The organism is Streptomyces sp. WELS2 (genome assembly GCF_013870595.1).
In the GTDB taxonomy this organism is placed as follows: Bacteria; Actinomycetota; Actinomycetes; order Streptomycetales; family Streptomycetaceae; genus Streptomyces.
In genome coordinates, this window is sequence record NZ_JACBWZ010001402.1 from 1 (window position 1) to 373 (window position 373).

Sequence of the window (373 nt, forward strand, 5' to 3'; positions counted from 1 at the left end):
GTCGAGGCGGGATCCGCACGGGCCGTACGGCGACTACTACGTCTGGGCCGACGACGACAAGCAGTACCAGGACGCGCGGATCATCTTCGTCGACACCGAGGCCTCCAACTGGACGTACGACCCGGTACGCAAGCAGTACTACTGGCACCGCTTCTTCTCGCACCAGCCCGACCTCAACTACGAGAACCCGGCCGTCCAGGAGGAGATCCTCTCCGCGCTGCGGTTCTGGCTGGACCTCGGCATCGACGGCTTCCGGCTGGACGCGGTGCCGTACCTGTACCAGCGGGAGGGCACCAACTGCGAGAACCTGCCCGCCACCCACGAGTTCCTGAAGCGGGTGCGCAAGGAGATCGACGCCCAGTACCCGGACAAG

The 373-nt window shown here is 65.7% G+C and carries 1 protein-coding gene; it reads left to right on the forward strand.

Annotated elements, in window-relative coordinates:
- Positions 1–373, forward strand: a 373-nt coding sequence (locus H5J33_RS36615) for an alpha-amylase family glycosyl hydrolase (RefSeq protein WP_258565658.1), incomplete at both ends; no start/stop codon positions are given.